Annotated in this window: 27 protein-coding genes, 1 rRNA gene and 1 pseudogene; 16 read left to right on the top strand and 13 right to left on the bottom strand. The window is 65.0% G+C overall.

What is annotated here, in order from left to right:
* The first annotated feature begins 128 nt into the window (after positions 1 to 128).
* The gene (locus E3T24_RS14835) at positions 129 to 674 is read left to right on the top strand and encodes a hypothetical protein (protein WP_134402748.1); all 546 of its coding nucleotides are present in this window, start codon (positions 129 to 131) and stop codon (positions 672 to 674) included.
* A gap of 107 nt (positions 675 to 781) precedes the next feature.
* Here E3T24_RS14835 and E3T24_RS14830 read toward each other — a convergent pair whose 3' ends face one another.
* Genes E3T24_RS14830 through E3T24_RS14815 form a run of 4 tightly spaced genes read right to left on the bottom strand, consistent with a single transcriptional unit; the run spans position 782 to position 4,201 of the window.
* The gene (locus E3T24_RS14830) at positions 782 to 1,621 is read right to left on the bottom strand and encodes an IclR family transcriptional regulator C-terminal domain-containing protein (RefSeq protein WP_134366464.1); all 840 of its coding nucleotides are present in this window, start codon (positions 1,619 to 1,621) and stop codon (positions 782 to 784) included.
* On the bottom strand, positions 1,618 to 2,280 hold the full coding sequence (locus tag E3T24_RS14825) for a 3-oxoacid CoA-transferase subunit B (protein ID WP_134366465.1): 663 nt from the start codon (positions 2,278 to 2,280) through the stop codon (positions 1,618 to 1,620). The genes E3T24_RS14830 and E3T24_RS14825 overlap by 4 nt, the downstream gene beginning before the upstream one ends.
* The gene (locus tag E3T24_RS14820) at positions 2,277 to 2,975 is read right to left on the bottom strand and encodes a 3-oxoacid CoA-transferase subunit A (protein ID WP_134366466.1); all 699 of its coding nucleotides are present in this window, start codon (positions 2,973 to 2,975) and stop codon (positions 2,277 to 2,279) included. Before E3T24_RS14820 ends, E3T24_RS14825 begins: the two co-directional genes overlap by 4 nt.
* Positions 2,969 to 4,201, bottom strand: coding sequence for a thiolase family protein (locus tag E3T24_RS14815; protein WP_134366467.1), 1,233 nt, complete (start codon positions 4,199 to 4,201; stop codon positions 2,969 to 2,971). The genes E3T24_RS14820 and E3T24_RS14815 overlap by 7 nt, the downstream gene beginning before the upstream one ends.
* 273 nt (positions 4,202 to 4,474) lie before the next feature.
* Here E3T24_RS14815 and E3T24_RS14810 point away from each other — a divergent pair, with 273 nt between their 5' ends.
* From E3T24_RS14810 to E3T24_RS14760, 11 genes are read left to right on the top strand one after another with little or no spacing between them, the layout of a single operon-like run.
* Positions 4,475 to 5,863, top strand: coding sequence for an aspartate aminotransferase family protein (locus tag E3T24_RS14810; RefSeq protein ID WP_134366468.1), 1,389 nt, complete (start codon positions 4,475 to 4,477; stop codon positions 5,861 to 5,863).
* Positions 5,860 to 6,630: a transporter substrate-binding domain-containing protein gene (locus E3T24_RS14805; RefSeq protein ID WP_134366469.1), complete on the top strand. Its 771-nt coding sequence runs from the start codon at positions 5,860 to 5,862 to the stop codon at positions 6,628 to 6,630. Before E3T24_RS14810 ends, E3T24_RS14805 begins: the two co-directional genes overlap by 4 nt.
* Positions 6,631 to 6,642: 12 nt before the next feature.
* Entirely contained in the window at positions 6,643 to 7,299 is a 657-nt protein-coding gene (locus E3T24_RS14800) for an amino acid ABC transporter permease (RefSeq protein WP_134366470.1), read from the top strand.
* A 6-nt stretch (positions 7,300 to 7,305) separates the two neighbouring features.
* Positions 7,306 to 8,040: an amino acid ABC transporter ATP-binding protein gene (locus E3T24_RS14795; protein WP_134366471.1), complete on the top strand. Its 735-nt coding sequence runs from the start codon at positions 7,306 to 7,308 to the stop codon at positions 8,038 to 8,040.
* Between the two features lie 8 nt (positions 8,041 to 8,048).
* Entirely contained in the window at positions 8,049 to 9,500 is a 1,452-nt protein-coding gene (locus E3T24_RS14790) for an aldehyde dehydrogenase family protein (RefSeq protein ID WP_134366472.1), read from the top strand.
* A gap of 9 nt (positions 9,501 to 9,509) precedes the next feature.
* Complete coding sequence (locus E3T24_RS14785; RefSeq protein ID WP_134366473.1) at positions 9,510 to 10,787, top strand: FAD-dependent oxidoreductase; 1,278 nt, start codon at positions 9,510 to 9,512, stop codon at positions 10,785 to 10,787.
* A complete protein-coding gene (locus E3T24_RS14780; RefSeq protein ID WP_134366474.1) occupies positions 10,780 to 11,049 on the top strand; it encodes a (2Fe-2S)-binding protein in 270 nt (89 codons plus the stop codon). The genes E3T24_RS14785 and E3T24_RS14780 overlap by 8 nt, the downstream gene beginning before the upstream one ends.
* A complete protein-coding gene (locus E3T24_RS14775; protein ID WP_134366475.1) occupies positions 11,049 to 11,345 on the top strand; it encodes a (2Fe-2S)-binding protein in 297 nt (98 codons plus the stop codon). The genes E3T24_RS14780 and E3T24_RS14775 overlap by 1 nt, the downstream gene beginning before the upstream one ends.
* Complete coding sequence (locus E3T24_RS14770; RefSeq protein ID WP_160141049.1) at positions 11,342 to 12,574, top strand: FAD-dependent oxidoreductase; 1,233 nt, start codon at positions 11,342 to 11,344, stop codon at positions 12,572 to 12,574. Before E3T24_RS14775 ends, E3T24_RS14770 begins: the two co-directional genes overlap by 4 nt.
* A complete protein-coding gene (locus tag E3T24_RS14765; RefSeq protein WP_134434785.1) occupies positions 12,571 to 14,115 on the top strand; it encodes a M81 family metallopeptidase in 1,545 nt (514 codons plus the stop codon). The genes E3T24_RS14770 and E3T24_RS14765 overlap by 4 nt, the downstream gene beginning before the upstream one ends.
* Positions 14,112 to 14,612 carry a GNAT family N-acetyltransferase gene (locus E3T24_RS14760; RefSeq protein ID WP_134366478.1) on the top strand — a complete coding sequence of 167 codons (501 nt, stop codon included), beginning with the start codon at positions 14,112 to 14,114 and terminating at the stop codon, positions 14,610 to 14,612. The genes E3T24_RS14765 and E3T24_RS14760 overlap by 4 nt, the downstream gene beginning before the upstream one ends.
* Before the next feature lie 553 nt (positions 14,613 to 15,165).
* On the opposite strand, the gene E3T24_RS14755 is transcribed toward E3T24_RS14760, so the two are convergent.
* Positions 15,166 to 15,690 (bottom strand): hypothetical protein, encoded by a 525-nt coding sequence (locus E3T24_RS14755; protein ID WP_134366479.1) that lies wholly within the window; start codon positions 15,688 to 15,690, stop codon positions 15,166 to 15,168.
* Positions 15,691 to 15,803: 113 nt separating this feature from the next.
* Between E3T24_RS14755 and E3T24_RS14750 the strand changes: the two genes are divergently transcribed.
* Positions 15,804 to 16,901 carry an AAA family ATPase gene (locus E3T24_RS14750; RefSeq protein WP_134366480.1) on the top strand — a complete coding sequence of 366 codons (1,098 nt, stop codon included), beginning with the start codon at positions 15,804 to 15,806 and terminating at the stop codon, positions 16,899 to 16,901.
* 50 nt (positions 16,902 to 16,951) lie between these two features.
* On the opposite strand, the gene E3T24_RS14745 is transcribed toward E3T24_RS14750, so the two are convergent.
* Positions 16,952 to 17,347, bottom strand: coding sequence for a hypothetical protein (locus tag E3T24_RS14745; RefSeq protein ID WP_134366481.1), 396 nt, complete (start codon positions 17,345 to 17,347; stop codon positions 16,952 to 16,954).
* A 329-nt stretch (positions 17,348 to 17,676) separates the two neighbouring features.
* Here E3T24_RS14745 and E3T24_RS14740 point away from each other — a divergent pair, with 329 nt between their 5' ends.
* The 3 genes from E3T24_RS14740 to E3T24_RS14730 are packed head-to-tail and all read left to right on the top strand — an operon-like array spanning position 17,677 to position 20,076.
* Entirely contained in the window at positions 17,677 to 18,660 is a 984-nt protein-coding gene (locus tag E3T24_RS14740) for an ATP-binding cassette domain-containing protein (RefSeq protein WP_134434784.1), read from the top strand.
* Positions 18,653 to 19,447, top strand: a complete 795-nt coding sequence (locus tag E3T24_RS14735) for a hypothetical protein (RefSeq protein WP_134434783.1) — start codon at positions 18,653 to 18,655, stop codon at positions 19,445 to 19,447. The genes E3T24_RS14740 and E3T24_RS14735 overlap by 8 nt, the downstream gene beginning before the upstream one ends.
* A 17-nt stretch (positions 19,448 to 19,464) precedes the next feature.
* Entirely contained in the window at positions 19,465 to 20,076 is a 612-nt protein-coding gene (locus E3T24_RS14730; protein WP_134366484.1) for a TetR/AcrR family transcriptional regulator, read from the top strand.
* Positions 20,077 to 20,225: 149 nt separating this feature from the next.
* On the opposite strand, the gene E3T24_RS14725 is transcribed toward E3T24_RS14730, so the two are convergent.
* From E3T24_RS14725 to rrf, 7 genes and pseudogenes are all read right to left on the bottom strand, one after another.
* Positions 20,226 to 20,648 carry a YkvA family protein gene (locus E3T24_RS14725; RefSeq protein ID WP_134366485.1) on the bottom strand — a complete coding sequence of 141 codons (423 nt, stop codon included), beginning with the start codon at positions 20,646 to 20,648 and terminating at the stop codon, positions 20,226 to 20,228.
* Between the two features lie 876 nt (positions 20,649 to 21,524).
* Complete coding sequence (locus E3T24_RS17470; RefSeq protein ID WP_160141048.1) at positions 21,525 to 21,695, bottom strand: hypothetical protein; 171 nt, start codon at positions 21,693 to 21,695, stop codon at positions 21,525 to 21,527.
* 109 nt (positions 21,696 to 21,804) lie between these two features.
* Positions 21,805 to 23,184 (bottom strand): ATP-binding domain-containing protein, encoded by a 1,380-nt coding sequence (locus tag E3T24_RS18085; RefSeq protein WP_277871437.1) that lies wholly within the window; start codon positions 23,182 to 23,184, stop codon positions 21,805 to 21,807.
* A 144-nt stretch (positions 23,185 to 23,328) separates the two neighbouring features.
* Positions 23,329 to 23,748 (bottom strand): annotated as a pseudogene (locus E3T24_RS18195) (AAA family ATPase); the annotation flags it as partial.
* A 336-nt stretch (positions 23,749 to 24,084) separates the two neighbouring features.
* Entirely contained in the window at positions 24,085 to 24,237 is a 153-nt protein-coding gene (locus E3T24_RS17465) for a hypothetical protein (RefSeq protein WP_166789216.1), read from the bottom strand.
* Positions 24,238 to 24,648: 411 nt separating this feature from the next.
* Entirely contained in the window at positions 24,649 to 25,893 is a 1,245-nt protein-coding gene (locus tag E3T24_RS14710) for an IS256 family transposase (RefSeq protein WP_134434780.1), read from the bottom strand.
* 546 nt (positions 25,894 to 26,439) lie between these two features.
* Positions 26,440 to 26,529: ribosomal RNA gene (rrf, locus tag E3T24_RS14705) — 5S ribosomal RNA — on the bottom strand; the annotation flags it as partial.

The following is a 26,529-nucleotide window of genomic DNA, read 5'->3' as shown; positions in this document are numbered from 1 at the left end:
GGGAACAGGCCATCAGAATCGCTCATAAGCAATTTTCCCAGACCCCACGGCCAAGGACGGGAAATCCGGCGGCGTTTTAAACTTTGCCGTTACTGACCCACGCTCCTAGGACTCGAAGGGATCACCAAATGAACGACGAGGATGATCTTGATCCGATGGGTATCGAAGGACTCGACGCCCGCCTCGTCAACGTCGAAACGATCCTGCCCGACCTCTTCGACATGTACGAACTCCGCGCCGCCGGCGGGCCCTACTACTGGGAGGCACTCGACCACGATCAAGCCGTGAAGCTCTGGGACGAACTCGGCCAGTTCGTCACCTGGCTCGACGGCCGCTACCTCACCAACCTCGCCGAACCCAGCTACCGGCTCCCGGCTCCCGGCTCCCGGCTCCCGGACTGCTGGTACCGCCACCCCATCGCCATCGAAGAACTCACCGCGCTCATGGTCTCGCACCGCGCCGCTTACGACACCCGCTCCGCCAAAGCCTCCTCCGCACTCGTCGACTTGCACCACCGCGCCCTCTGGCCCACCCTCGACTCGCTCAAGCTCCGCGCCGGCCTCGCCGGCTGCCGCGACCGCAGCGAACACCGCGAACCCCACGCCGGGCCCGCGACGTTCAGGGTGTCCGACGAGTATCTGGGATATGTCGACGTAGCCGCTGAAACGGCCTGACCTTCGATGACCCCGGACGCGCCCACCCGAGAATCGCTCCTGATCAGAACATCCAGCGCTCAAGAACGCCGCGCGCGCGGGACCCTCAGCGCCGGACAGGCGGCACGCTAGATTCGGCCCGGCCCCTTCGCCGCACCGTCGCCGATGAGGGTGATATCCGTCGAAATCGCTTCCGACGCATGGATCAGCGCCTCCCGAACCTTGTCGATTGACTCTCTGCCGCTCATGCCGTTTTGGGCCGGGAGAGAGACGTTGACCGCCGCAACAACACGGCCTGATCTGTCGTAGATGGGCGCGGCCATTGACATGAGGCCTACCTCGAGTTCTTGATCAACCATGGCCCAACCCTGGGCTCTGACCTTGTGGAGTTCGTCGAGGAGAGCCCCGCGAGTTGAAATGGTCCGAGGCGTGAGGGCAATAAGAGGTACGAAATTCAGGTACGCATCGAGTTCGGCCCTAGACAGACCGGCGAGCAACACGCGTCCCATGGAGGTGGCATACGCGGGGAACCGCGTGCCGACATTGATGCCGACCGTCATGATGCGTCGGGCCGACACGCGGGCAACGTAGACGATGTCCGCGCCGTCCAGAACGGCGGCCGACGTGGATTCCGAAAGCTTGGTGGAAAGATCCTGTAAGTGCGGCTGGGCCACCTGCGAGAGGCTCAAACCAGAGAGATAGGCGTAGCCGAGTTGCAGGACCAGCGGCGTCAACGTGAAGTTCTTCCCGTAAGAGCGGACGTAGCCTAGCTCCTCCAGGGTCATCAGGAACCTGCGGGTTGTGGCCCGAGTCAGATCTGTGCGCTTGGCAACCTCGGTGAGCGTCATGTGCGTGTGGTCAGCGTCGAAAGCGCGGATAACCGCGAGTCCGCGCGCCAGGGATTGAACAAACTGGTCGCTGGTGCGCTGCGCGTTTGGCTCTTCCACGGAGATGGTCCCCTCAATCATGCTTTCAGCATACTTTCACGTTCGGGCGCGAGCAGGGGCAAATCGACCAGTCGTAGAAGTTCTTCGAAGGTGCAGCCGTAGGTGTCGCGCACTCTGATTCCGTCGGGGGTGACAAGAAGGACTGCCATGTCCGTGAAAATGCGGGTGACGCATCCGACGCCCGTGAGCGGATACGTGCAGGCCTCCACGAGTTTGCTGCGCCCGTCACGCGTGAGCAGGTTCATCATGACGAAGACATCCTTGGCGCCGATGGCCAGGTCCATCGCCCCGCCCACGGCCGGAATGTCATTCGGGTCGCCCGTGTGCCAATTCGCCAGGTCCCCGGCGACCGAGACCTGGAACGCACCCAGCACGCAGACATCCAGGTGCCCGCCGCGCATCATCCCGAACGAATCGGCGTGGTGGAAGTAGGAAGCGCCAGGGAGCTCGGTAACCGGAATCTTCCCTGCGTTGATCAGATCTTCATCGAGCTCATCGCCTTCCGCCGCGGGTCCCATACCCAGCATTCCGTTCTCGGTATGCAGCGTGACGTTCTGGCTCGGCGTCAGGTAGTCCGACACCAGCGTTGGCTGGCCGATGCCGAGATTGACGTAGGCGCCTGATGGGATATCTTGGGCAACGAGCCTGGCGAGCTGATTGCGGGTCAATCTCTCAGTCACCGTGCGACCTCCGTCGAACCGTTGGATGTGATCTGGGCCGGGACGACGACAACGCTGTTGACGAAGATTCCGGGTGTTACGACGTTCTCCGGGTCGAGACCGCCCGTCTCCACGAGTTCAGAAACCTGAACGATCGTGTGCGCGGCAGCAGAAGCCATGATCGGGCCGAAGTTTCGTGCCGTCTTCCGATAGACGAGATTGCCCACTCCATCCGCCTTGAGCGCCTTGATCAGGGCGAAGTCAGCTCTGATGGGACTCTCGAGGACGAAGCCGCGCCCGTCGATCATGCGCGTCTCCTTGCCGGCGGCCAGCATCGTGCCGTAACCGGTCGGGGTGAAAAAACCTCCGATTCCCGACCCCGCGGCTCGGATCCGCTCGGCCAGGTTTCCCTGCGGCACGAGCTCCAATTCAATCTCGGCGGCACGGAACTTGGCGTCGAACAGTTCCGAATCCGACTGGCGAGGGAAGGAGCAGATGATCTTGGCGACCCGCCCAGCTCCGATGAGCGCCGCCAGCCCAACCGTGCCGTTCCCCGCGTTGTTACTGACGACCGTCAGGTTGCGGCTCCCTCGCCGAAGCAGGGCCTCGATGAGCTCAATCGGCTGACCGGCCTTGCCGAATCCCCCGATGAGGACAATCGCGCCGTCAGTGATCTCCGATACGGCCTCATCGACATCGTCGTGGATGGTCAGCATGCGCCCACCATTGTCGGCGCCCGCCGGGGGGAAACGTTCTCCAGGACAACGGCCAGGCCCTGGCCGACGCCGATGCAGATGGCCGCCACGCCCCACCGTTCGCCGCTGGCCTGCAGGCTGCGCGCCAGCGTGCCGAGAAGCCGCGTACCGGAGGCCCCCAGAGGGTGGCCGATGGCGAGCGCCCCGCCGTGCTGATTGACGATCGTCGGGTCTATGTCCCACGCGTCGATGCAGGCCAGGGCCTGGGCGGCAAAGGCCTCATTGATTTCGACGGCGCCCACGTCGGACCACGTGACGCCGGCCTGAGCAAGAGCGCGGTTTGCCGCCTCGACGGGAGCAAAGCCGAAGAATTGCGGATCTATTGCTGCCGCTCCTCGCCCGGCGATACGTGCCAGGGGGGACAGGCCCAGCAAGTCGGCGGCCGACTCGCTTCCCAGAAAGGCTGCGGAGGCTCCGTCGGTCAGCGGTGACGCGTTACCCGCCGTGATCGTGCCGGCCGTGGGCCCCGGTCCCGCAGGACGGAAGACCGTGGACAGCGTCGCCAACTTTTGCACGGTACTTCCGGGCCGGATTGACTCGTCTCGGGTGAGCGCCGTGTCGGGGACCATCGTTACCAGCTCATCGTAGAAGCCGTTGGCCCAGGCCGAGTCCGCCAAATGGTGCGAGCGGGCGGCGAATGCATCCTGACGTTCGCGGCTAACGTCGTACCTCTCCCTGAGCTGCTCGGTTGCTTCTCCCAAGGACACCGTCCATTCGGACGGCATTCTCGGGTTGACCAAACGCCAGCCCAGCTCGGTCGAGACGAGGTCGCGATCGTCCCCGTCGGCGGATTCGGAGGTCCTTGGTACGACCCAGGGGGCCCGGCTCATCGACTCCGTGCCACCGACCAGAACGACGTCCGCATCCCCGACGCCGATCTGACGGGCAGCGATGATCGCCGCGTCCAGGCTGGATCCGCACAAACGGTTGACGGTGGTGCCGGGAATCGACGTGGGGAGTCCCGCGAGCAGGGTCGCCATCCGAGCCACATTCCGGTTCTCTTCGCCGGCGCCATTGGCATTGCCCAGAACGACTTCGTCGATCAGGGCGGGATCGAACGTCGGCACGCGTGACAGGGATGCCTGGATCACGTGAGCAGCCAGGTCGTCCGGACGCAGGCCGGCCAGCGCGCCGCCGGACTTGCCGAATGGCGTCCGTACGGCGTCGTAGATGAATGCCTGATTCATGCCACCTCCGGTGTTCACGCCACGTGGCGAATAATGTTCACTTGTCGAACGAATGTGCGACATATGAACTATATTCGTGCCCACCTCTCGGCGTCAAGGCTATTGGTGCCCGCAGTGACGGCGTAGCCAGGGCCCACAATCGGCCTGAGTTGCTGAAGATAAATTCGTTACCCAAATGAGTATTGACTCTGCCCGCGCTGTCCCCTTAGTCTGTTCGCTACGGCGACATAGCGTTCGCCTGACGTACAACACTCGACGAAGGAGTCAGAGCTGGTGAGCAACGTTGCAGCGCCAGCCGAGGCGCCCGTCCGGGACCATGTGTTCCACCGAAACCTGCTCAAGAAGTACCCCGTGGCCGTGCGAGCAGCAGGGGTCTACATCTTCGACAGCGACGGCAAAGCTTATCTGGATGCTTCCTCCGGCGCAGTCGCCGCCAATCTCGGCCACGGCGTCCAGGAGATAGTCGACGCGATGGCAGCGCAGGCAATTCAGGTCGCGTTCGCTCACACTGTGCGTTTCGAGACACCGGTCATGGTCGAGACCGCGGGCCGGATTGCCGATCTGTCCCCGGATGGCCTAGAAACGGTGTACTTCGCCTCCGGTGGGTCAGAGGCCAACGAGGCAGCCATGAAACTGGCACGCCAGTTCCACCTCGACAGTGGGCGCCCGGGCAAGCACCTGGTCGTCGGCCGGTGGCAGAGCTACCACGGCAATACGCTGGGAGCGTTGAGCGCGGGGGGGGACGTCGGGCGCCGGACGAGTTTCAGTCCGATGCTGGCGCCGTACCCCCATGTCTCAGCCCCGGAGAATGAGCCTCTGGAATCGGTGTGTCCTCACCTCGGCAGCCCCGGCGAGCAGTTTGACTACATCGGCGAATTCGAACAGGTCATCGCCCGGGTCGGGGCCGAAAACATCTCGGCGTTCATCTGTGAGGCAATAGTCGGTAGTCAGCAGGGAGCCGTTGTTCCTCACCCGAAATACCTGGGCCGGGTGCGCGAGCTGTGTGACAGGCACGACATCGTGCTCATTGTCGATGAGGTGATGACCGGCTTCGGCCGAACGGGCAAGAACTTCGCCGTCGAACACTTTGGCGTTACCCCTGACATCATCACGTTCGGTAAGGGTGTGACCGGCGGCTATGCGCCGTTGTCGGGCATGATCGTGCACGACCGAATCGTCGACGTCATCCGGGAGCGCAGTGATGGCGTGTTCCGGCACGGCTACACCTACAGCGGCCACCCCGTCTGCCTGGCCGCCGGCAATGCCGCGCTGACCTACTACACAGACAACAGCGTGCTGGAAAACGTGGTGGCTCAGGGCCGCTACCTGCGCGAGAAGCTTGACGAGCTCCAGGCGCGCCAGCCTCGCATGGGGCCGGTGCGAGGCAGGGGGCTGCTCCTTGGCTTCGATCTCCTCGACGTTCGGGGCAGGCGGCACATCACGTCGGAAGCGTTCAACGAGATGGCCATGCAGAACGGCGCCATCTTTTACCCGGGCAAGGGCCGCATCGACGGAATCCGTGGCCAGCATCTCCTCATTGCACCCCCATTGACGATCCAGCGCGTCGACATCGATTTGATGGTCGACATCCTGGAGCAAACGTTGACCGATGTCGACGTCGACGTAAGCAGTCTGATCATCAACGAAAGGAATGCACTGTGAACATCAGAACCACATCAATTGCGGCGCTCATGGCCGTCGTGCTGGTCGGCAGCGTCGCCGCGTGCAGCAGCGCCGCCGCCCCCACCGAAGACAAGGCCCAGGACACCCTGAAGGTCGGCATTGAGGGCGCGTACCCTCCCTTCAACTACTACGACAAAGACAACAAGCTGGTCGGTTTTGACGTTGACATCACCACGGCCCTTTCCAAGGACATGGGTGTCAAGGTCGAGTACGTCGCCACCCCGTGGGACAGCATCCTCGGCGGACTGCTGGCCAAGAAGTACGACATCATCATCTCGAGCATGGCGATCACCGAGGAGCGCAAGGCGAAGGTCGACTTCACCGAACCGTATTACCACACCGGTTCTCAGCTGTTTGCTCCGACCGACACGTCCATCACCGACTCCGCTCAGATCAAGGGCAAGCAGATTGGCGTGGCCATCGGCACAACCTTCGAGGAGAAGGCACGGGCACTCGGTGCGGATGTCGTCACCTACAAGTCCGACCTGCTCGCATTCGAGGACGTCAAGAACGGCCGCCTGGACGGGCTCCTGACCGACGGCCCGGTCGGCGGCAACGCCATCCAGGTCGGAGGCTACGACATGAAGGCCGTCGGAACCCCGCTCATCGACGCGGCAGCGGGCATCGCGGTCAACAAGAACAACTCGGGCCTGCTCAAGAAGCTCAACGCCGCGATCACGAAGATCCAGGACGACGGCACGTACCTCAAGATCAGCACCAAATGGTTCGGAACCGACATTCGCTAATGGGAGACAACCTTGCTTGATTTCAGTCTCGTCGCACCGTTCCTCCCTTACCTGTTGACGGGCGCCTTGGTCACGATAGAAATTTCGGTGCTGGCCACGGCGCTCGGCCTGGTGCTGGGGCTCATCGCGGCACTTGCCAGAATGAGTGTGTTCAAGCCCGTCAAGTGGGTGGCGGATTTCTACGTCTGGTCGATCCGAGGCACCCCGGTGCTGGTTCAGCTGTTCATCGTGTACTTTGGGCTTCCCCAAATCGGGATCGAGCTCGGGGCCATGCTGGCGGCTGTGCTGGCGCTGGGGGCGAACACCGGGGCGTACGTCGCGGAGATTCTCCGTGGCGGAATCCTGGCCGTGCCCGCGGGGCAGATCGAGGCAGCGGAATCCCTGGGCATGAGCTCCGCCAAAGTCATGCGCAGGATCATCCTGCCGCAGGCCTTCCGGCTGAGCATTCCAGCCCTCGGCAACCAGGCCGTCTCGATGCTCAAGGAGTCATCGCTGGCATCACTGGTGACGGTAAACGAGCTGATGATGGTCTCCCAGAGGTTCGCGGCCACGAACTACGCCTACATGGAGTTCTACATCGTGGCCGCGGTGATCTACCTGGTCATGACCACCGGGATGTCCTGGATTCTGGGGAAGATCGAGTTCCGCATGTCCGTGAGCGAGCGTTAGGAAAACATGTCGGAAGCAGCCATCCAGGTCATCGACCTCCATAAGTCATTCGATGAGCTCGAGGTCCTCAGAGGGGTCTCTCTGGAAGTCAAGTCCGGTGAAGTGGTTGCGGTCATCGGCTCAAGCGGGTCGGGCAAGAGCACCCTCCTCCGGTGCCTGAACCGCCTGGAGCAGAGCACCTCGGGCAACATCCTCATCGACGGCACGGTCCTCACCGGATCCAAACGAGCGATCAGCGAGATCCGCCGCGAAATCGGCATGGTGTTCCAGCAGTTCAACCTGTTCCCGCACATGACGGTGCTCGAAAACGTCATGGAAGGGCCCATCCAGGTTCTGGGGATGCCGAAGAAGGATGCCGCAACCCTGGCCGCAGGATTGCTGGCGAAGGTGGGGTTGGCCGAGAAGGCTCGCGTTTACCCGCGCAAGCTCTCGGGCGGTCAGCAGCAGCGCGTGGCCATCGCCCGGGCGCTAGCGATGAATCCGCGCGCCATGCTTTTCGACGAACCCACCTCAGCCCTTGACCCGGAACTGCGCGGCGAGGTGCTGCAGGTGATGAAACAGCTGGCGGCCGAGGGGATGACCATGGTCGTCGTCACCCACGAGATGAAGTTTGCCCGTGAAGTGGCCGACCGGGTGATCTTCATGCACAACGGCGTCATCGAAGAGCAAGGGCCTCCGGACCAGCTGTTCGACTCCCCGCGGAGCGAGCGTCTCCGCGGTTTTCTCCGGCACGTGAGTTAGGCAAGGGCATGAAAGAAGCGAGCAGCGCAAATCTCATCGGTGGCGCGTGGCAGGGTACGAGCGGACTGACTCGATTCGAGACCCGCGACCCGGCAACCGGCAACCGGCTCGAGGGATACGGCGTCTCGTCTGCCGCCGACGTCGATGCGGCCGTCGACGCCGCACGGCTGGCTTTCCCGACGTGGCGGCGCGAGCCGGCGCCCGCCCGAGGGCGGCTGCTGCACCGAGTCGCCCAGGAGCTGGAGGCCGTCAAGGACGAACTCGCCCGCACCATGACCCTGGAAATGGGCAAGGTGCTCACCGAGTCGCTGGGGGAAGTCGACGCCACGATCGCGAGCTGCCGCTTCATGGCAGGGGAGGGACTTCGTGCCCTCGGTGAGGTGCTCCCGTCGGCATCGGCGAACCGGACGATCATGACCGTGCGTGAACCCGTCGGCGTGGTCGCGTGCATCACGCCGTGGAACTTCCCGATCGCGCTTGCCGCGTACAAGATCTTCGCTGCCCTCGTTTCCGGTAACTGTGTCGTCTGGAAGCCCGCACCGAATATCAGCGGAAGTGCGCTTTTGTTCACCCAGGCGCTTGTCAGGGCAGGCGCGCCCGCGGGGGTCGTCAACCTCCTCTCCGGGGGCGGGATTGACGCGGGTCGCCGGTTGTCCACCCACCCCGGCGTCGACGCCGTCGCATTCACCGGCTCCACTGCGGTGGGTATCGAGATCGCCGAGGCTTGTGCCCGAACCCTGACCCCGGTCTCATTGGAGCTCGGCGGCAAGAACGCGATCATTGTTCTCGAGGACTCCGACCTTTCCCTTGCCGCGAACGGAATCATGCAGTCAGCCTTTGCCACGTCCGGCCAGCGCTGTACCGCGGCAAGCCGCGTGATCGTGCAGCGGTCTGTGCGCGAGCCGCTGCTGGCCGAACTCCTGCGCCGCACCGAACAACTGAAGCTCGGCCATGGAACGGATGCGGCCGTGAATCTCGGTCCGCTGGCCACACCTGCCCAGTTGGACCGGGTGGCCTCGCTGGTCACGGCCGCCGTCCAGGCCGGCGCCGAGGTGCTCAGCGGAGGTTCCAGGGCGGAGCTCGCGGAGTACCCGAATGGCAGCTTCTACCAGCCGACCTTTCTCGGCGGTGTCAGGGCAACCGACGCTATCGCCCGGACCGAGGTCTTCGGTCCGGTCGTCGCCGTGATCGACGTCGACGACTATGAGCAGGCGGTCGCAGCGAACAACAGTACGGACTACGGATTGTCTTCCTCGATCTACACGCAAAGCCTCCACTATGCGCACCGCGCGGCCACCGATCTGCATTCCGGCGTGGTCTACGTCAACAGCGGAACATCAGCTGCGGAGTCCGGAGTGCCCTTCGGCGGAATGCGCCTGTCGGGAAACGGCCACCGCGAAGTGTCGACGCACGCATTCGACGTCATGACGGAACTGAAGTCCGTCTACATGAGTTTCTGAGAGGACCGTATGTCTGTTGCACTCGAAAATCGCCTGACCATGCTGTCCATGGACCCGCTAACGACAACCGAGGAGGAATCCACTCTCGCGGCATCCGACTATGCGAACCTCACCGCACACCTGCAGGCGGACACAGCGGGAACCATGGCCGGGCAACGTGTGGTAATCGTCGGTGGCGGCGTGATCGGCCTGATGACGGCGCTGTACCTCACGCGTGCGGGGGCCCATGTGGAGCTCTTCGAAGCCGAGTCGCTGGGGGCTGCGGCCTCGGGCCGGAACGCCGGAGGAATCTATGCCTTCGGTCGCGCTATCGGCGAGGTCGCCCTTGCACGCGCCTCCATGGACCTGTGGGAGGACCTCACTCTCGGCGGCCTCGACAGCCACTTCCGCCGCCCGGGCCACGCGATGATCGCGCTCAATGACCACGAGCGAGGCCTGCTGGACATGGCCGAACGCCACTATGCGCTGGCCGGGCTTCCCACCCGGATGCTAACCCCCGACGAGGCGGTCGCCATGCTGCCTGGGGTGTCGCCCGACAATGCGGGGGCGCTGATGGGCACCACGGATGGGCAGGGTTACCCGTTCACCGCGGTCTCGTCGATCATCGCCGAACTGCGCGCGGCGGGCGCGATCATCCGCGACCACTGCCGCGTGCAGTCGGTCATTGAGCTAGGTGGCCAGGCCCGGGGAGTCCGATCGGAGCTCGGTGTCACCGAAGCAGACCACGTCATTCTCTGCGCCGGTCCCTGGCTGGCCGGATTCAGCGAATCGGCCGGCTGTAACCTTGCGGTGCGGCCCCGGCGCTCACAGATCATGGTGACCGAACGGATCGCGGGCATGGAGAACTTCCCCTTCGTTTCGGGCAACCGCGTCTACGCGCGCCGCACCCACGCCGGAAACATCATGATTGGCGGCGGCGGTCCCTGGGAACAGGACGGCTACAACGTCACGAGCTCCTCTGAGGCGATGTCGTTCCTGGGCAAGCACATGTCGGAGCTCTTTCCCGGCCTGGCCGGGGCACCGATCATCCGGGCCTTCGCCGGAACGGTGGAATTGACCGCCGACCACTTCCCGCTGTTCGGCCCGGCGCCCTCCATGGAACGCCTCTGGATTTCGGCCGGGTACAACGGACACGGTTTCGGTTTGTGCGCGGCCATGGGTCGACTCACCGTCGACCTCATCCGCTCAGGTTCGGACAGGGTGCCGCTGCCGGCGGCGGTCAGCGCCGTGGTCGGGGAGTTCGGTCCGGACCGATTCAACTCAAGGCAAGGGAACAGCCATGAATGACCACATGATCTGCCGGTGCGAAGACGTCACCGCCTCCGACGTGAGGGCCGCGATCGACGCCGGCGCCTGCAACGCCCAAGAAGTGAAGATGCGCACGCGGGCCGGTATGGGCCCCTGCCAAGGGCGGGTCTGCCGGCCGGCGGTCGAAGCGATGGTCGGGGTCACCGGCGAGGGAGTGCTGCAGAGCACCAGCAGCATGACGGTGCACCTCCCCGTTCGGCCCGTGTCTTTGCAGGATCTCGTCATCACCAGGGAGCAGTAATGAGAATCACCGGACATCCTGTCCTGCCTGACCTTCCAGCAGAAGAGGTCGGCTTCACCTTCAACGGGGAGCCGTACACGGCCCGCGAGGGCGAGCCCGTTGCGGCGACCCTGCTCGCCAACGGCGTCCGGAAGCTCCGCGTCTCGCCGGTAGCCGGCGAGCCCCGGGGAATCTACTGCGGCATCGGCCACTGCTACGAATGCCGCGTGTGGCTGAACAACGACACCCAGGTGCGCGCGTGCCTGACCCCGGCGACCGAGGGCGACTCCTTCGCGTCAGAGCGGACAGCAGAATGAGCGCCCCGGAAGCGTTCGACCTCGTCGTGATCGGCGGTGGACCAGCCGGACTCACCGCAGCCCGGGATGTCGCGGCCGCGGGGGGCCGGGTCATGGTCGTGGACGAGAACCATGCCATGGGCGGAAAGCTGCGCGGCCAGCTGCATGAGGACCCTGCGGATTCCAGCTGGTGGAAGGGGTGGGAACTGGCCGAACAGGCCGAGAAGGATGCCGTTGACGCCGGAGCTCGGATGATGACGGATGTCGTTGCCTGGGGACTCGAGCCAGGCTGGACGGTTCGATTGACGTACCCGGCAGGCCGGACGGGCGGCCCCAGCCAGCTCACGACGCGTGCGGTGCTCGTGGCTACGGGCGCGGTCGAGCGGCCGATGCCCGTCGCCGGCTGGACGCTTCCGGGCGCGATGACCATCGGTGCGGCCCAGGTGCTCACCAACATCCATAGGGTCAAGCCGGGTCACCGCGTGCTCGTCGTCGGCATGGACGTGCTTTCGCTCACCATCGCTAGGGCGATGCAACTGGCCGGCGTTGACGTTGTGGGCATCGTCCTGCCGCCCACGACTGTAAAGGGCAGCTCCCCCCGAGCCACGCTCGGTCGTCTCGCCCCGATGGCGAAACTCGCACCGGCGAAGTACATGCGACTCGGCGGACATTTCCTCGGGTGGTCCTGGGTCCAGGCCCTCGCTTCGCGGCTGGTTCCCCGGACGCTCCGCATGTGGGGCATCCCGCTCCATCTCCGCACCTCCCTGGTCGCCATCCAGGGAACGGACCAAGTCACTGGCGCGGCCCTGGTCAACGTCACAGCCGACGGGACGCCGATTCCCGGAAGCGAACGCAAGGTCGCCGTCGATGCGGTCTGCCTCGCCAACGGACTGATCCCGCTCAACGAACTCCTGGCAACGCTGGACTGTTCCTTCGTCCGCTCTCCCGACCTCGGGGGAACTGTTCCCGTGCACAGCGACACCCTGCGGACCCAGCTCGACGGAATGTACGTCGCCGGCAACTCGATCGGCATCGAGAGCGCCAAGATCGCCGAGAAACAGGGCGCACTGGTCGCGCTGAGCATCATCGACGACCTGGGCCTCTCCTCCCGGCACGGCGGCGACGCGGCCGGGGCCGCACTCGAGCTCATGGGCGCCCGGCGCACCATGGAGTTCCAGTTCGATGCCAACGTGCAGCGAGGCCACGACGACGTCCAGCGCGCGTGGGAAAAGAGCGGCGACCGGGCATGAGCACGCGCCGGCTTGGTCTTGCCTTCTTCTATCACGAATCACACTCGTTCAGCCCGCTCCGCACGAACCTCGACGCCTTCCGCCAGGAGGCCCTACTGAGCGGCGAAGATCTGATCGAGGCCTACCGCGGCACGAAGACGGAGCTCGGCGGTTTCCTCGACGCGCTCGAGGAAACCGAATTCGTACCGGTTCCGCTGGTCGCGGCGGCGGCCTCTCCGGCCGGCCAGGTGACTACTAGGGCCTATGAGCAGATTCGCGGCGACATGCTGACGGCCCTCGGGGGCGCCGGCGAACTCGACGGACTGCTCCTGGCGCTTCACGGAGCCATGGTCGTGGATGACTACCAGGACCCGGAGACCGACCTGATCGAGCACATCCGGCGGGAGCGGGGGCCGGCGTTCCCGATTGCCGTGACGCTGGACCTGCACGCGAACGTAACCCGCGGGCTCATCGACCAGCGGACATCCTGCTTCGGTTTCCAGACCTACCCGCACGTTGATGCGTACGAGCAGGGCGTGCGCGCCGCAACCGCGTTGATACGCCAAGTCCGGGACGGAATCACGTACTACCAGTGCTTCGCCAAGCTGCCCGCGCTCCTGCCGAGCGTCAACATGCGCACGGCCGAAGGCCCGATGCACGAGGCGGTCACCGCGGCCCAGGACTGGGAGAAGAGGGACGGCATCGTCGCGGCGAGCGTCTTCGGCGGGTATCCCTACGCAGACATTGCAGGTGCCGGTGCGAGCGTCGTCGTACTGGCCACCGACCGCGCGCTGGGCGAGGAGAGCTGCCGGGGCCTTGCATCACTGCTGTGGTCACTGCGCGGTGAGTTCGTCACCGAGCTGCCCGGCGCGGCGGCCGCTGTCGCGTTGGCGGTGAAGCCCGAGCGTCTTCGGCCGGTCGTGCTGGCTGACATCGCCGACAACCCGCTGAGCGGCGGCAGCGCTGACACGACGGCCCTGGTCGCCGAGGTGCTCAACGCGCACGTGCCGAAGTCGCTGATTGGCGCCTTGTGCGATGCAGAGGTCGTCGCGCAGTGCCGGGCCGCGGGGGAGGGCGCCACCATCGGCATCCGTCTGGGCGGGAAAATATCGCCCGAATTCGGTCCGCCGCTCGACCTCGCGGTAGACATCATTCGCGTCAGCGATGGGCGGTTCCGCAACACTGGTCCGATGAACACCGGACTCCAGGTCGACGTCGAAGGCGCCGTGCACCTGCGCGCCCAGGGGACCGACATCCTCGTGACCGGGCGGCCGATCACCGCGAACGACCCGGAGCTGTTCGGGCACATCGGGCTGGACGTCACCGGCTACGACCTGCTGGTCATGAAGGTCAAGAACCACTTTCGCGCAGCGTTCGAACCCCTGGTCGGGGACATCATCTACGTGGACGCACCGGGTGTGGCATCGAATGACTTCTCCACCTTTCCGTTCCGAAACCTGCCCGCCGGCCTGTGGCCCTTCGACCTCTCCGCGACCTTCACGCCCGACGTCAGGGTGGCCGTCATCCCGGGTGCGCTCGCTGCTGACAGGATTCCACAGTGACGGGCAAGGACCGGTTCACCCTCAGGGCGGCCGTCCTCGAGGATGCGGACGCCCTCGGGACGCTCCACATCGCGGTCTGGCGGGCCACCTATGAAACCTGTATGGACCCGAATTTCCTAGCGGGCCTGGACACCGCCGACTGGATCGCCGACTGGCGGAAGATCCTGTGCACGGACGACGGGAGACGCACGATCGTCGCGGTTGATCCCGAACGAGACGGCGCTATTGTCGGATTCGCCTCGGCGGGGCCTTCGCACGACGCCGAGCCGATTGCCGAAACGGAGTTGTACGTTCTGAACACCGACGTCAGCTGCCACGGCTCCGGAGTGGCTGCCCGGCTGCTGGAAGCTGTCCTGCTTCACCAGTCGGCGTCGCTCTGGGTCGTCGAGCAGAACGACCGCGCCCAGGCCTTCTATCGCAAGCATCGTTTCGTCGTCGAAGGTGCCCTGAAGTGGGACCCGGAAGCGGGAGCGCAGGATGTCCGCATGAGGCGGTAACTCGCCGGATTGGCTGGAGTTCCGGGCTCACCAACCACGAGAAAGTCGTCTGCCCACACCACCCGCTCTGGCTCGGCGACGGCGTCGAGCCGCCCGGAAACCAGATTTCCAGGCGCACCTGCCCGGGCATTACGGCCGCATCACGCCATCACCGAAATCTCATCAGCCGGTTCGGCCGCACCAGAGTCTGCACAGCCTTCCACATCTCCGCATACATCAACCGGCACTGGTATGAGAACTTCCACCACTTCGACGAGTTCGCCCGCCTCCACAAGCGCTTGACCGTCGCAGACTGTGATCAACCGAGCGAGATCGCGCGGTGGGATCCGCACATCCACACGCCGGGCACACTACAGAAAGACCAGTTCGGCGGGGATTAAGCGGGGGAACCCTACATCGAGGCGATCGATAAATCGGAGCCTATCGAACTAGCTTCATTGAAACGAAGTTCGCCGCAACCTGTCTGTGCGCTGAGTGCGACCCCGTGCTGTTCGTTCTCGACCCCGCTCAGCGGCTCAGAGCGATGGGGTCTGCGCGGCAAACCGTCCGGTCGTCAACGATCGCCTCGCCGGTCGCGACCGTCCGTCTTCGCGAGCACATCGGACAGTAGCTCACGGGCCACGGCCGCGGGATGGGCCGCCCACCAACCACTCAGTGCGGAATACCCTTGCCAGGCGAGGATCCCCACCGCGAAGGAGGCGAGGGTGGCGAGTAGTGGGAATTCGACCGCGAGAAGCGGGAAGACCTGCCAATGGACGAGGTAAACGAACAACGATGCCGACGCCACGACGCCCAGCACCGGCACCAGAATCCGCGGAAGGGGCACCGCCGGAATCCACAGGAGGAGGAGCAGTCCCGCGATCGCGATCGCCTCGCGGGCCGGGTCGCCGAAGAACCCAGGGACGGTGAGCACGACGACCGCCGAGCTCAGCCCGCCCTTGACGTCCGTGGCACGCGCGATGAGCCAGCCGAGCGCGATGAGCCAGAGCACGACCAGTGACGATCTCGCCGGTGTCCAGCCGCACAGAGTCCTCATACGCGCGGCGACCTGGTTGCCTGGCGGGAACGGGATACTCATGCCCGTAATTGGTGCGAAAGCCGATGCGGGCCGGTATGGTGGTGCCGAGGCTCACAAGACTCACAGATCCAACAAGACTCACAAGATACACAGCCACTCACAAGGAGTCCACCATGGAGAACCCATTCCGGCCATCAGCCGGCGCGACACCGCCGGAAATTATCGGCCGCGCAGGCCTTCTCGACGAGTTCGCCTACGGCCTACGACTGGGCTCAGGTGCGCCGGGACTTCTCACCATCTTCACCGGTGCCCGTGGCATCGGCAAGACCGTCATGCTCGGTGCCGCCCACGACATGGCCAGGGAACGCGGATGGGCCGTGATCTCCGAGACGGCCACCGGCGGTTTTATGGGAAGGATCGGCGAATCCATGCGCCAGCTGGCCGAGGAACTCGGCAACGGGCCGCAGGGTCGCCGGATCACCGCGGTCTCCGCCGCCGGCTTCAGCCTCACGACAGAGCTCCCGCCTGAACGTCAGGTCGCCTGGCGGAACCTCGCTGAAGAACTCCTCCGGCTCCTCCAGGGCCGTGGTACCGGTCTGGTCATCACCGTGGACGAAATCCACGCCGCTGACCGTGCTGAACTGGCGCAACTGGCCGCCAGTGTCCAGCACCTGATCCAGGACCGGCTTCCCATCGGCCTGGTCTTCGCCGGCCTGCCGGCCGCGGTGTCGGACCTGCTCAACGAAGGCGTGGCGACCTTCCTTCGCCGCGCCGACAAGATCGACCTGCATGCGGCCGCAGTCCGGGATGTGGAGACATCGTTCGCCGACACGTTCGCGACGGCGGGGTTCAACATCTCACCGGCCCTGGTCCGGCAAGCCTCTGAAGCAACAGGGGGATACCCGTTTCTCATCCAGCTGGTCGGCTACTTCCTCTGGCGGGAAGCCGAAAGCAACGAGGGCGCGCTCGACGCGGAGGCTGTCAGCAGGGCCATTGAAGCCGCCCACCGACGCAACGCACGCACCGTGATCGAAGCGGCTCTCTCGACAGCCTCACCCAAAGACATGGAATTCCTTCACGCCATGGCCAAAGACGACGGACCGTCGGTCACCGGCGACATCGGGCAACGGCTGGGCGCCAAGACAAACCTTGTCGCCAACTACCGGACACGGCTCCTGGCAGCCGGACTCATTGAATCGGTAGGGTTCGGCAAAGTCGACTTCGCCATCCCCGGTCTACGCCGGTATCTCAGTTCGAAGCCCACGGACTAAGCCGCCCACCGAGTCTGACAAAGTGTCCGCGAAGTCGGCGAGCCTGCCGGCTATCCGTGGGCGGCAAAGGAGCGAGCGGCCGAGATGACCTTCGGGCCGATTTCGTCCAGTGGCCCGCCACGCAACAGGGCAGCTGGGGACTGGTCATCCAACTCCGGGTTCATGCCCTGGAACCACGCCTGGATCGTCTTCGCACTCTCACACTCGATCAGAATGCCGGCAACATAATAAGAGGTACGAAGTCTCTGTACGACGTCCGCACCAGGTGCACGAGAGCCTTCCGCCCATTCACGCACGGAGCGCGTGTTCGAAACGCGGCCCAAGTAGGCGACGAGCCGGGCGCCGAGGATCTCGCGCAGACCAGTGACGATCCCGCCGGTGTCCAGCCGCACAGAATCGGCGTACGCGCGGTGACCTGGTTGGGAAGCGGGGACGGGAATACTCATGCCCGCAATTCTTCCGCGTCACGGACTCAATAGCAAGGATCACTCGTGTTTTCGCGGGCAATATAACAAGTTAAATAACACCCAATATGACCGATAATGGTTATTATGTTCGTTTTAAAGTGCATCTATTGCAGAATGTGCTGAATAGAGTTCTCCTGATAACGGCTTCGGCGAAAGTCGAAGACAGCGCGAACTCCCACGATTCACACTGGGATGGGGCGAGTTCGGCCGGCGTTTGGCAGCCCCCACGGGTCAGTCTTTGCGTATGTTCACGCCCGTGCTGCGAAGTCGCTCTTGTCCTGGGCGATTCTGCCGTCTAATGTGAGTGAGTGCTCACATCATTTATCGAGACGGATGCGTCCGCAGCCTCCATCACCACTGACGGCCTGCTGCGCCAGTTCGGCAGCCTGACTGCACTTGACCGGGTCACCGTGACTCTTCCCCGGGGCGGTGTGGTCGGCCTCCTCGGCCCCAACGGATCCGGCAAGTCGACTTTGATCCGCATCCTGCTTGGGCTCATTCCTTCCACGTCGGGCCAGGCCACCGTGCTCGGCCACCCGACCACGAAACCGGCCCGCTACGCGGGCGACGTCGGAGCGCTCATCGAGGCACCGTCGTTCGTTCCGGGGCTCTCGGCTCGTAAGAATCTTCTGTCGCTGGCTCGTCTGCGCGGCTTGCCCGCGACCCGGGTCGCCGAGGTCATTCGCATCGGGGGTCTCGAGGGTCGGGAAAACGAGTCCGTTCGCCGTTTCTCACTCGGGATGAAGCAGCGGCTCGGCATCGCCGCGGCGTTGCTGCCTGACCCCGCCCTGCTGATCCTCGATGAGCCCACCAACGGCCTGGACCCGGCTGGGATCGTGGAGATTCGGCAGTTGCTCAAGACTCTGGCGGCTGAGGGGCGCACGGTGGTGGTCTCATCCCATCTGCTCGCCGAGATCCAGGCGGCATGCGATTATCTCGTCATCATCCGTTTCGGCGAGCTGATGTTCTCGGGACCGATGGGCGAGCTGCTCGACAAGGCCGGTGCGCGCATCGAGGTTGCCCCGGAGCATCCCGCTGATGTCGACCGGCTGCGCGTTGCTCTCGCGGCGGCGGGGTGGTCGCTCGAGGATGACTCGCTCGTCGTGCACGGCTCCGCCGCCGACGCGGGGGCGCTCAATCGTGCTGCACACGAGGCCGGCATCACGCTCAGCCGACTGACCCCGATCGACGAATCCCTCGAGGACGTGTTTCTCAAGATGACGGCGGCACCGACCCGCGACCCAGTAGCTGCCTCTCAGGGCGCCCGAAAGAAAGCTGCCACCAATGCGTGAGCTACGAAGCGAACTCACCCGTCTCAACCGACGGGGAATCTGGCTCGGGTGGCTGGGCCTCATGGCGGTCTTCGCCGTGCTGATCAACACGGTGATCTACACAATCGCAGCGAACGGGTCTGCACCTCCCGGCGGAGGTCCGGGAGTCGCTTTCCCTAGCGTGGCGACTCTGGAGAGTTCATCGGGAATTGTCGCGGGAGTCTCCTCGGCGGCCAGCATGTTCGGAGTGATCACGCTGTCGTTCTGGGCCATTGCAACCGCCTCGGACTACAGCACGGGCCTGATCCGCCTGCTTGCCGCTGCCCAGCCACACCGCTGGAGGCTGCTGCTCGGAAAGATCGGCGCCCTGCTGATCTGGACGGCCCTGGCAACGACGGTGGCGGTAGTCGTCAACCTGGCGGCCGCGCTCCCCTCGGCGGAATCCGCGGGAATCTCCACTGAACTCTGGATGGATGACCTGGCCAGCGAGATCGCACGCGCCTGGTTGACTTCGTTCAGCGCCAGCGTGGTCTGGGGAATCATCGGACTCGTGCTCGCCCTGCTGAGCCGTTCCGCGGCGATCGCCATCTCGGTGGGAATCGGGTGGGTTCTCCTCATCGAGACGATCATCAAGACCGCGTCGAGTGAAGCCGGCCAGTGGCTGCCCGGAACTACTCTCACCGCACTGGCGCAGGGTGGAACCGATGACCTGACTTTTGCGGCGGCCATTCTGATCGGCTGCATCTACGCGGCAGTCGGCCTCATCATCGGTCTCGTGATCTTCATTCGCAGACCGATAACCGAATAGTCCGATTGGATAGACCTATGAACGCCCGCGGAGACACCACCCGAAAACGCCTCATCGACGCGACCACGGCCCTCGTTCGAGAGGTCGGCTACGCCAACGTCCGGACTCGCTCGATAGCGGTGGCGGCGGGTGTCGCCGAGGGCACCCTCTATCGGCACTTCGCTGACAAGCGGTCACTCTTCTACGCCGCGGTGCTGGATCGCAACGCACCCATCGTCGCAGCAACGGCGACGCTACCCTCCCTGGCCGGACGGGGCACAGTGCTCGAAAACCTACTCGAAGTCATTCGAAAACTTGCCCAGCTTCAGGAGGACCTGCTGCCGCTGGAGCAGGCGATGATCGCCGACCCGACCCTCGCACCGCTCCGCGGAGAACGGGTACAGATGCCACTGGAGGGGCCGCCGCACGATATCGCCCGCTATCTCGCCGCGGAGCAGTCCCTCGGCCGGGTTCGCGCCGAGTGTGACCCTACACTCGCCGCGATTTCGCTGCTGGCGATGCTGTTCGGCCTGGCCGTTCATCCACTATTGGGCAACGATCTCGCGAACTCGGAGCTCCTCGGCGCTTCCGTCAGTTATTTTGTAGACGGAGTCGGCGCCCCGGCCACACAACCCAAACTCCTCGCGTAAAAGTCGACGTGTACTGGGCCATGCAACGCCCAGCTTGGTGCCTGCGACAGCCGCGGACCTCTTTTACCATTGCCGTTACCGTTCGCCATCCTCGCGAGTGCGCTGCCCCATCTGACCAACTGGATTCCAATTCGGGGCAAGCACAAGCATTAGGTGAGGGACTTTAGACCGGCCAGGCGGAGGACGGCAGCTAGCCCTTCGGACGTCCCGGGCCAGTGTCGTTGGACCGCGTCACTGCCTGCCCGGCGAGTCGCGAAACGGAGAGCGAGCGCGACCACGATGGCGTCGTCCGCGTAGCCGAGAACCGGTATGAAATCAGGGATCAGGTCAATGGGCGACAGCAGGTAGACCAAGAGAACGGCCAGCCAAATACGAACTCCAATCGACACGGATCGATCACAAGTTAGGCGTTTGAGAAGCCGGGCGACGTCAGGAGCAAGGCGAAGAAGGCCACGAAGCGAAGCGCCGCCAGGATGCCGGCGCTGCTCGATCCAGAGGAGCAGGACAATGGCCAGCCAGAGCACGAGCAACCCCCCGAGCACGCCAAGAGCGATTCCCCACCAGGACGTCATGACTTGCGTCCGCAAAAATCGAGTTTCCACTCGTCGAGCAACATCGAGCGAACGTTGGATGTCATGCTCTGATTCTTGCAGTGGAGACGTCCAACGAACCCTCGCGCCGCACGCTCGCCCACCGGCTCCAGGTAAGGGGCACGATGGACAAGGGGCAGGACATTAAAGCCCCCGAGAGCACCCCTACTTTGCGAAGCAGGCTACTCTCACCCCCGCTGCTCACTACAGGACTGGAGCCGGCTCGATGGCGGGGCTCGTGTAATGGATGGCTCGTGCGCGGATTGCTCTGTACGTCGATGAGATTGAGACCTACCGTGCACGTCCGTCGTCACGGGATCGCTGCTCGTCGGGCTCTGTCGCCTGGTCGCCGCGGGTGGCCTGTCTGGCCTTCACGGTGAGGCCGGCTGCGCGCTGTTCTTCACACGGCCGGCCGTAGTCCGGTTCGCGGCGCGCATCGCGTCAACCACGGTGAGCGGCTTCTACCGACCCTCATCGGCCGCGCTCGCTAGCGTCCTTTGAGCCTGCATCGTCTGCGAGGCAGCTACGCGGGCCGCCAGCTCCGCACCAATTCCGCGCTCTTGGAACGCCTCTGAGGTGGCCGGCGTTTGTGCCGGGTCGACTTTGTACCGGTCGCGGAACACGGCCACTTCGACCGCAAGGCATGCCCACTGCTATCAGTGGGCGCCCTCGGCCGCTAGGTCACCAAGCTGCTGCGCCCACGCGGGCTGCTACGCCGCGATCGCAGTGCCCCGTGCCTCGAGGCACACAGTGAGGTACTCATACCGGTCGGCCAAGTAGTCCCGCCGTGCAGGATCGGTACCGACGGCGTGGAGTACCCGACGATCGGCAATCCTCGCCGACACTGCAGGTCAAATGCTAGGTCAGCGGCGGGGTGTCCTGGGGGTTGGCCTCGTTGGGGGTGTCGCTATCCGTGTACTCGCCTTCAACGTCCGGGTCAGTTGTGGCACGCCCGTCAGCTGGGGTCGTCGCGTCGGCTTCAGGTTCCGTGTCGGTGTATTCGCCGTCGGACTCGGGGTTGGGTTTCATTAGGGGCTTCCTTCTGCCAGGGTCCCCTGACGGTATCTCTCCGACTGCGTGATCGCAATGACAACTTCACCAGCCATCGCAGTCATAGGAACTTTTCCCGCTGAGTGATTTACCGTTCAAGGCCCTCATCCCGGGTGCGCGGGTCATCTGCCTGTGTCGCTTGGTCACCGCGCGTAGCCTGGCGGGCCTTGACGGTGAGTCCCGCGGCGCGCTGCGCGTCCCGCTGCTTGTCGGCCGTGGCCCGGTTCGCTCCCCGCATCGCGTCCAGCGCGGTGGACGGATTCCGACGGCCAGCCTCAGGCGTCCTCGGCGGGGTGCCCTGAGTCTGCTTCTCCTGCAGCTCTGTCACGCGAGCCGCGAGCTCCGCACCAACACCGCGTTCACGGTAGGCCACAGGAATGGCCGCGGTCTGGGACGGGTCGACCTTGTACCGGTCGCGGAAAACATCGACTTCAGCGGCGAGGCGCACCCACTCCTGACGACTGTTGCTTTCGGCCGGGACGTCGCCGAGCTGCTGCGCCCAGTCGGGCTGTTCGACGGCGATCGCCGTGCCGCGTTCCTCGAGGCGGACGGCCAAGTACTCGTACCGTTCGGCGAGATGATCGTGCCAGGCGGGGTCGGTGCCTGCGGCGTCGAGCACCCGCCGGTCGGCGATCCACGCCGGCACCGCCGGACGCTCCCCCACTGCCGACGCCTGGTCGACGGGTGCCGTTTCGATGCGGCGCTCCATCCGGTGGGAGAGGACGGCGCCGGCGTCGTCGGCGGTGCCGCGTTCTCGTTCGTTCCACGAGTCCCGCAGCAAAGTGGCCGGGTCAAGGCCCTGGGTTTCGGCGCGGGTAAGGGCGGCGGTGACGGCTCCCCAGCTCTCGGAGCTGGTGAGGTTCCGGGCATCTGTCTCGTCGAGGGTGTGGCCCACGAGTCGATTGAAGCGGACGGTTTTGGCGCGTTCGGCGACGTCGCCGTACTGATCGATGAGGGTGACCAGGTCATCGACTCGGGCTTGTTCGGCGCGGATGGTTTCGGTGGCGGAGAGCATCCCGTCGCTGTGACCGGCGATGGTGTCCAGGACGTCACTCATCGGCTGGGCATCCTCGGTCTCGACGTAGAGGTGGTTGGCTTCCTTGCCGCGGGTCAGCCCGACGTAGACGAGTTCGCGGGAGGTGGAAGAGTCGGCGAGGACGTGCGCGGTGTCCGCGGTCATGCCCTGGGCCCGGTGAATGGTCGACGCGTAGCCGAGCTCGACGTTGTTCTGCACGTACTCGGCGGGGAGGGTGATGCGGCCGCCGTGCCCGGCATGGGTGACGGTCAACGCCCCGTCGGCTTGCACCTTCCCCACGATCCAGACGTCACCGTTTTTGACCCGGTCGGTTCCGCGCCCGGTGCGGAGGGTGGCGTCGTTGAGGCGGGTCACGATCCTGTCCCCCTGGTACGCGGCCAATCCGTCGCGCAGCTGCGAGGAATTCTTCCCGGATACGAGGCCGGCGCCCATCCGGTTGGCCTGGGCCCTCGTGTTGAGGTCGGTGACGGTCACGTTCTGTTGGGCGAGCATGACGACGTTTTTGCTGGCTTCGTCGTCGTGCTGCCAGGCGGCGAAGACGTGGTCGGTCATCCGGTCGATGCCGCCAGCGGTGACCCGGTTGTTGTCGACGTACCAGCGGAATGGGTCCCCCACCGTGGCAGGGTCGCGGAGCTGCCGGGTTGCTTCGGCTTCGGCTGGGGATGTGAACCGGTGGATCTCCTCCAGCTTGACCGAGCCGACTTCGCGTTCCAGCAGGCGCAGCGCCCCTCCGGACTCAACGGCGGCGAGCTGCCGGTCGTCACCGATCAGGCGCACGTGCGCCCCGTGACGCTCAGCAATGCTCGTGACCTTAGCCAGGTTCAGGGTGCCGGCCATGCCGGCCTCGTCGACGACGATGATGTCCCCCGCCCGCAGCTTCAACTCGTCCGGGTGGCGACTGTCCGGGGTCGCGTCCCCGTGGGTGTCGTAGGCGCGGACGAAGGAGTGGATCGTGGCCGCCGGGACCTCGACGGCGTCGCGGAACACGGCGGCCGCCGTCGCAGACGGGGGCCAACCCGATCAGGCGGCCGCCAGCTTGCTCGGTGGCGCGGGCGGCCAACGCGAGAGCGGTGGTCTTCCCGGCACCGGCAGGCCCGGTCGCGACGACAAGGAGCGTGCCGGAGGTCCTGAACTCACGTGCCGGGGCCCGCTGCCCGGCATCCAACGGTCCGGTGTGGCGGGCGGCGGTGCGGTCGAACTCGGCCACCGTGATGGGGGCGATCGTGCGGGTGCGGCCGGCGGCCAACAACGTGTCTTCGGCGGCGAGGAGGCCGGTGGAGGTGAAGAGCATGCGGCCCTTGTGCTCGTAGATGCTCGACCCGTCCCGGCGAGTCAGAGGCTCGAAAGAACCGTGCGGGGCGGGCGCGTCACCGCGATCGAGTCCGTCTCCAGCGCACGCCGGGTGATGAGCTCAACCGTGCCTTCTGGTACGGGGCCGCGACTGTTTTCTTTCTGGACCCAGCGGCGGGCTTCGGCCTCGATCATGTGCGGACCCCAGACCGCGTGATGCTCCGACACCGTCCCTACGACCTCACGCGCAGCCCGATCCACATCCACCACCCGCGGCTCCCCCGGCCTGCTGCCCATGGTCGCCGCTGCGGCGCGCGCATCCTTGAGGAGGTGGGTGACGGTGGCGGCGCCGACGCGTTCGGCGGCCTTCGCGGCACACTCGTGTCAACGACTGGTGAATACTGACCCCGTGGCGTCGTTTGAATTCGGACCCCTCCGTAAGACCCTTGGAGGGTGATAACAGTGGAGAACTGGGCAGAGATACGTCGGTTGCATCGATCGGAGAAGATCCCGATCAAGGAGATCGCAAGGAAGTTGGCGATCGCGCGGGTCACGTCCCGCTGAGTGGTGGAATTTCTCAACACCATGCAGGTCAGTGGTTTTAGTCTAGGCGGTGGCGAGTTCGGGGAGGATCGCCGCCTCGTCGAGGACCTCGATGGGGTTGTTCATGACGGCCAGCTCGAGCATCGAGGCCTCGGAGAAGTAGCGTCTTTCGCCAGCTTCCCACTCGTCGTGCTGCTCGATCAACTCCGACCCGGCCAGGCGCAGCAGGGCCGCGGCGTTGGGGAAGACGCCGACGACGTCGGTGCGGCGTTTGATCTCCTTGTTCACCCGTTCGAGCGGGTTCGTGGACCAGATCTGGCGCCAGTGCCGCTTTGGGAAGCCGGCGAAGGCGAGGAGGTCGGGTTGCGCGTCGACGAGCATCGCCGCGACCTTCGGGTGCGAGCGGTCCAGCATCGTGGTCACCTCGCGGAACTGTTTCTCGATGTGCTCGCGGTCGGGTTGGGCGAAGATGGTGCGGATGATCGAGGCGACCATGTCCTGCGATCCCTTCGGCACCACGGCGAGGACGTTGCGCATGAAGTGCACCCGGCAGCGTTGCCAGCCGGCGCCCTGGAACACGGTCCCGATGGCCTTCTTCAGGCCCGTGTGCGCGTCAGACATGACCAGCTTGACCCCGTCGAGGCCGCGGGTCTTCAACGACCGCAGGAAGCTGGTCCAGAAGCCCTCGTTCTCGCTGTCACCAACGTCGAAACCCAGGACTTCACGGCGTCCGTCGGCCGCGACGCCGACCGCGACGACGATGGCCTGGGACACGATCCGGTGGCCGACGCGGGCCTTGCAGTAGGTCGCGTCAAGGAACACGTAGGGGAAGTCCTGCGCGGCGAGGGTGCGGTCGCGAAACTGGGCGACCTCGGCATCCAGGCCCGCGCAGATCCGGGACACTTCCGACTTCGAGATCCCGGTGTCAGCACCGAGCGCCTTGACCAGATCGTCGACCTTCCGGGTCGATACACCGTGAACGTAGGCCTCCATCACGACCGCGAACAACGCCTGGTCGACCCGGCGACGCCGCTCCGACAGCGCCGGGAAGAAGGAGCCGGCGCGCAGCTTCGGGATCTTCAGATCGAGGTCCCCGGCCGTCGTCGTCAACGTCCGCGGCCGGGTGCCGTTGCGGTGGGTGGTGCGGTCGCCGGAGCGTTCGAACGGGGCGGCGCCGATGAACGCGGTCGCCTCCGCATCGATCAATTCTTGATAGAGAGTTTCGGTCGCGACGCGGATTCGGTCGGTGACATCGGTGAGTTTGAGTTCTCCCAGCAGGTCAAGCAGGGCAGACTGGTCTAGAGCCATCGTGTGGTGTCCTTTGTGAGTTCTTTGATCGGTACTCACTGACCATCCCACGGTGGCTCCTCACGTTGACGAAGCAACGCTCAAGAGCGGGAAATCACACCACTCACGGGGACGTGGCCTTGCTGGCCTGATTCTTAGTGCTCTTTTGGCAGGAAACCAGCCACTAACTTGGCAGGATTCCAGCGCCGAAACGGCCTACAAAGAGTTGATCACACACAGCAGTTTGGCATGGCCGCTAACACGTGCCTCGAGTGTGCCTGTTCCGGTCGAGAGTGACCGCGCTACCGGCCACTCTCGACCGGAACGGGCACACTCGCCCGCGCCTTAACGACGGAAGGCCGTCCCCGGGGCGGCCTTCCGTCGGTGATGTGGCGGTGTCGTGGCGCAGGTTGTGCTCGCGGGCGCTGGTTCTACCGTGCGCCGGCGCACCGAACCTGCGCCGCCTCGCCGCCCTGTCCTGCCCGGGCCCCTCGGAGCCGTCAGGGGTGGGCGTTAACGCAGGAAAGCCACCCCGAAGGGTGGCTTTCCTGTGTGTTACCAAGTTAAGTCCGGCGGTGTCCTACTCTCCCACAGGGTCCCCCCTGCAGTACCATCGGCGCAGAGAGTCTTAGCTTCCGGGTTCGGAATGTGACCGGG

The organism is Cryobacterium sp. TmT2-59, from assembly GCF_004403545.1.
Lineage (GTDB): Bacteria > Actinomycetota > Actinomycetes > Actinomycetales > Microbacteriaceae > Cryobacterium > Cryobacterium shii.
Note: the sequence above shows the minus strand (reverse complement) of the source record. Positions and strands in the feature narration are given on the sequence as shown.